A 4,247-nucleotide genomic window follows, 5' to 3' on the forward strand; every position below is an offset into this window, starting at 1 on the left:
CCCTTCGCCGGTCCACACGGGCCTCGCCCGTCCACACGGGTCTCCGCTCCCGCACAAGGCCTCCGCCCGTACGCGGTCGCGGCCTCCGCCTCAGCGGATCGGCGTGAAGTCCCGCGCGCCGATGAACTCCGGGCGCCGGATCGGCGCGGCGAAGGGCTCGACGGCCGCGTTCTCGACGCTGTTGAAGACGAGGAACACGTTGCTGCGCGGGAACGGGGTGATGTTGTCCCCCGAGCCGTGCATCGCGTTGCAGTCGAACCAGGTCGCCGAGCCCGCCTTGCCGGTGAAGAGCTTGATGCCCCACTTCCCGGCCATCTCGGTGAGCGCCTCGTCCGAGGGCGTGCCCGCGTCCTGCATCTGGAGGGACTTCTTGTAGTTGTCCTTCGGCGTCTCGCCCGCACAGCCCAGGAAGGTCTGGTGCGAGCCGGGCATGATCATGAGCCCGCCGTTGGTGTCGTAGTTCTCGGTGAGCGCGATCGACACGGAGACGGCGCGCATGTTCGGCATCCCGTCCTCGGCGTGCCACGTCTCGAAGTCCGAGTGCCAGTAGAAGCCGGAGGCGCCGAAGCCGGGCTTGACGTTGATCCGCGACTGGTGGACGTAGACGTCCGAGCCGAGGATCTGCCGGGCGCGGTCCAGCAGCCGCTCGTCGCGCACGAGCTTCGCGAAGACCTCACTGATCTTGTGGATCTCGAAGACCGAGCGGATCTCCTGCGACCGCGGCTCCACGATGGAGCGCTCGTCCGCGCGGATCGCGGGATCGGCGACGAGCCGGTCCAGCTCGGCGCGGTAGACCGCGACCTCGTCCGGGGTGAGCAGCTCGGGAATCGCGTGGAAGCCGTTCTCCTCGAAGGAGGCGAGCTCACCGGCGCTGATCGGCCCGGCGGTACCGGGCGCGGACCACACCACCGGGTCCTGGCGCGGCGTGGAGACCTCGGTCCGGCCGCGCGTCGGGTAGAGGTCCGTGATCTTCTCGTGGGTGACGGTCATCTCGCTCAGCCCTCCTCTGTCAGCAGCGGGTAGACACCGTTCTCGTCGTGCTCCTCGCGCCCGGTGACGGGCGGGTTGAAGACGCAGACGCAACGGAAGTCGGTCTTGGGCCGCATCGTGTGCAGGTCGTGGTTGTCGAGCAGGTACATCGTCCCGGGCGTGATCCAGTGCTTCTCGCCCGTCGTCTCGTCGGTCAGCTCCGCCTCGCCCTCGACACAGAGCACCGCCTCGATGTGGTTGGCGTAGTGCATCGTCGTCTCGGTGCCGGCGTACATGATCGTCTCGTGCAGCGAGAAGCCGACCTTCTCCTTGGCCAGCACGATGCGCTTGCTCTCCCAGGTGCCCGACTCGGCGACGACGTGCCGGTCGGTGCCCTCGATGTCCTTGAACGAGCGAATGAGCACGGTGTTCCTGTGCCTCTCTTCCGTGATTCCGTGGTGCGGTGTTCTTGCCCGGGCACGGGGCGGTGCTCGCGTCGCTTCGGCGTCCTCGCCCCGAACCGGTTCTCAGGCGGTCTCGCGGACCGCGCGGGCGAGGATGCGCAGCCCCTCGTCCAGGTCCTCCGGCGTCGTGGTGAGCGCGGGCAGCAGCTTCACGACCTCGCTGCGCGGCCCGGAGGTCTCCAGGAGCAGCCCGTGCTCGAAGGCGCGGCGGCACACCTTCGCCGCCTGCTCGGCGTCGGTGAACTCCATGCCCCACACGAGGCCGCGGCCCCGGTAGGAGGCACCGAGGCGGGGGTGCTCCAGGCAGATGGCGCGCAGCGCCGCCTCGACCTGCTCGCCGCGCGCGTGGGTCTGCTTCTCCATCTGGCCGTCCGCCCAGTACGCCTCCAGGGCGGCGGCGGCCGTGACGAAGGCCGGGTTGTTGCCGCGGAAGGTGCCGTTGTGCTCACCCGGCTCCCACACGTCCAGCTCGGGGCGGAAGAGGCACAGCGACATGGGCAGCCCGTAGCCGCCGATGGACTTCGACAGCGTCACGATGTCCGGCGTGATGCCGGCCCCCTCGAAGGAGAAGAAGCCGCCGGTGCGCCCGCAGCCCATCTGGATGTCGTCCACGATGAGCAGCATGTCCTGCCGCTTGCACAGCTCGGCGAGCGCGCGCAGCCACTCCGGGCGCGCCACGTTGATGCCGCCCTCGCCCTGCACGGTCTCCACGATCACGGCGGCGGGCTTGTTGAGCCCGGAGCCCTGGTCCTCCAGGAGCCGCTCGAACCAGAGGAAGTCGGGGGTCTGCCCGTCGAGGTAGTTGTCGAAGGGCATCGGCGTGCCGTGCACGAGGGGGATGCCCGCGCCCGCGCGCTTGAAGGCGTTGCCCGTGACGGCGAGGGAGCCGAGGGACATGCCGTGGAAGGCGTTGGTGAAGGAGACGATCGACTCGCGGCCCTTGACCTTGCGGGCCAGCTTGAGCGCCGCCTCCACCGCGTTGGTCCCCGTCGGGCCGGGAAACATGACCTTGTAGGGCAGGTCGCGGGGGCGCAGGATCACGTTCTGGAACGTTTCGAGGAACGCGCGCTTGGCCGTGGTCCCCATGTCGAGGCCGTGGGTGATGCCGTCGCGCTCGATGTAGTCGATGAGGGCGCGTTTGAGGACCGGGTTGTTGTGGCCGTAGTTGAGGGCACCGGCGCCGGCGAAGAAGTCCAGGTACGCGTGGCCGTCCTCGTCGTAGAGACGGCTGCCCTGGGCGCGGTCGAACACGGCGGGCCAGCTTCGGCAGTAACTGCGCACCTCCGACTCCAGGGTCTCGAAGACGCTCAGGTCGGGCGGGGCGATGGTCACAGCTGTCTCCTGGGGGAAGAGGGTGGAGCGGAGCAGGGAGTGTGGACTTGCGGTACGGATGCGGGACCGCGGTGCCGGTGGGCGGTACGGGCCCGGGGGTGCCGTCCGGTGCACGGGCCGGCCCCGGGTGGGCGCCGGCCCGACCGCTCGGCTCAGGCCGCTTCGGCGCGGTCCGCCGCGAGGGCGAGCGGGCCGATGCGGTACAGCACTTCGGGCTCGTGTCCGGCCTCGTCGTCCGCCGGGAACAGCGCGGCGTCGAAGAGCACCTCGCGCTCCAGGCCCGCGCCGTGGCGCGCGGCGAAGGAGGTGAAGAGGCGCTCGGAGGGCACGTTGCCGGGGGTGATGGTGGTCTCCAGGCCGCGCAGCGCGGTGCGCGCGGCGACGCGGGCGGCGAGTCCGTCGAGCAGCGCGGCGGCCAGGCCCCTGCCCTGCTGCGCGGCGGCCACGGCGACCTGCCAGACGACGAGGACGTCGGGGCGTTCGGGCCGGATGTAGCCGGTGACGAAACCGGCCGGGTCCCCGGCGGCGTCCCGCGCCACCACGGAGGTCGCGGCGAAGTCGCGACACCACAGCAGGTAACTGTACGAGGAGTTCAGGTCGAGCTTTCCGGAGTCGCGGGCGAGACGCCACAGCGCGGCGCCGTCCTGCACGCGTGGGCCGTCAAGGCGTAGTCCCTCCGGCATTTCCCGGAATGCGGCACGGGGTGCGGTGAGGTCTGCTTGTGCGGCGGTCATGGGATTTGAACTTACCCAGCAGGCGCAGAAAATTCATCGGGTGCCAGGGTTGGGTGAAAAGGTGTTCTGTGTTATCGCGCGTGCGGGTGCTCGGGCGCGAAACCCCCCACGAAATGCCCAATATGTGGCGGGCATTGGGGATGAAAGGGGCTTCTTTGTGGACTCGGTCACAAAGAAGTAACACCCGTGGAACCTGTCCGAATTATGGGAGATGTGCGAGGGCCAAAACTTCTTGTTTAGCCCCCGGGAAAGCGGGCAGAAGAATATGGGAAGCTGTGCTCAGAAATGCACGGGGAATTAATCCGGAGTTTATATCGTGCTGAATATGTGCGCGGTATTTCCAGGGAAGCCGCACCACGGCGCACGGCGTGGCACCGGGTGCCGCGCCGGCACCGGCGAGGGCGCGGGGCGCGCCGTCCGGCGGAACGCCCCGCACCGTCCCCGCGCGGGCTCAGTCCCGGCCGGCCGCCCAGGTCTCCGCCACCGCGCGGTCGGCCGCGCGCGTGTCGGTCCGCTCGCCCGTCGCCTCGCCCCACGCCGCCGTGAGCGCCCGCAGGCAGTCCCGTACGACGTTCTCGGCCGCGAGCGGGCCGTAGTGGTTGACGCGGATCATCTCGGCCGCGAGCGCGCCGCCGCCCGCCGCGAGCGGCAGCGAGGGGTGCGCGGCGAGGGCCTTCGCGACGAGCGTCGCCGCGTCCGGGCCCGTCCCCGTCGTGGGCACCCGCACGGTCGTCGCGACCGGCGCCGC

The 4,247-nt window shown here is 70.1% G+C and carries 4 protein-coding genes and 1 pseudogene; all 5 read right to left on the bottom strand.

Going from position 1 to position 4,247, the window contains the following annotated elements:
* Nucleotides 1–90: 90 nt before the first annotated feature.
* Nucleotides 91–990: an ectoine hydroxylase gene (thpD, locus tag SSBG_RS23890; RefSeq protein WP_008748641.1), complete on the bottom strand. Its 900-nt coding sequence runs from the start codon at nucleotides 988–990 to the stop codon at nucleotides 91–93.
* A 5-nt stretch (nucleotides 991–995) separates the two neighbouring features.
* Nucleotides 996–1,394 (bottom strand): ectoine synthase, encoded by a 399-nt coding sequence (locus SSBG_RS23895; protein ID WP_008748642.1) that lies wholly within the window; start codon nucleotides 1,392–1,394, stop codon nucleotides 996–998.
* 102 nt (nucleotides 1,395–1,496) lie between these two features.
* A complete protein-coding gene (gene ectB / locus SSBG_RS23900; protein WP_008748643.1) occupies nucleotides 1,497–2,765 on the bottom strand; it encodes a diaminobutyrate--2-oxoglutarate transaminase in 1,269 nt (422 codons plus the stop codon).
* 152 nt (nucleotides 2,766–2,917) lie between these two features.
* Nucleotides 2,918–3,499, bottom strand: coding sequence for a diaminobutyrate acetyltransferase (gene ectA / locus SSBG_RS23905; protein ID WP_008748644.1), 582 nt, complete (start codon nucleotides 3,497–3,499; stop codon nucleotides 2,918–2,920).
* A gap of 451 nt (nucleotides 3,500–3,950) precedes the next feature.
* Nucleotides 3,951–4,247, bottom strand: a pseudogene (locus SSBG_RS35075) (alanine--glyoxylate aminotransferase family protein); the annotation flags it as partial.

The organism is Streptomyces sp. SPB074 (assembly GCF_000154905.1).
Taxonomy (GTDB): domain Bacteria; phylum Actinomycetota; class Actinomycetes; order Streptomycetales; family Streptomycetaceae; genus Streptomyces.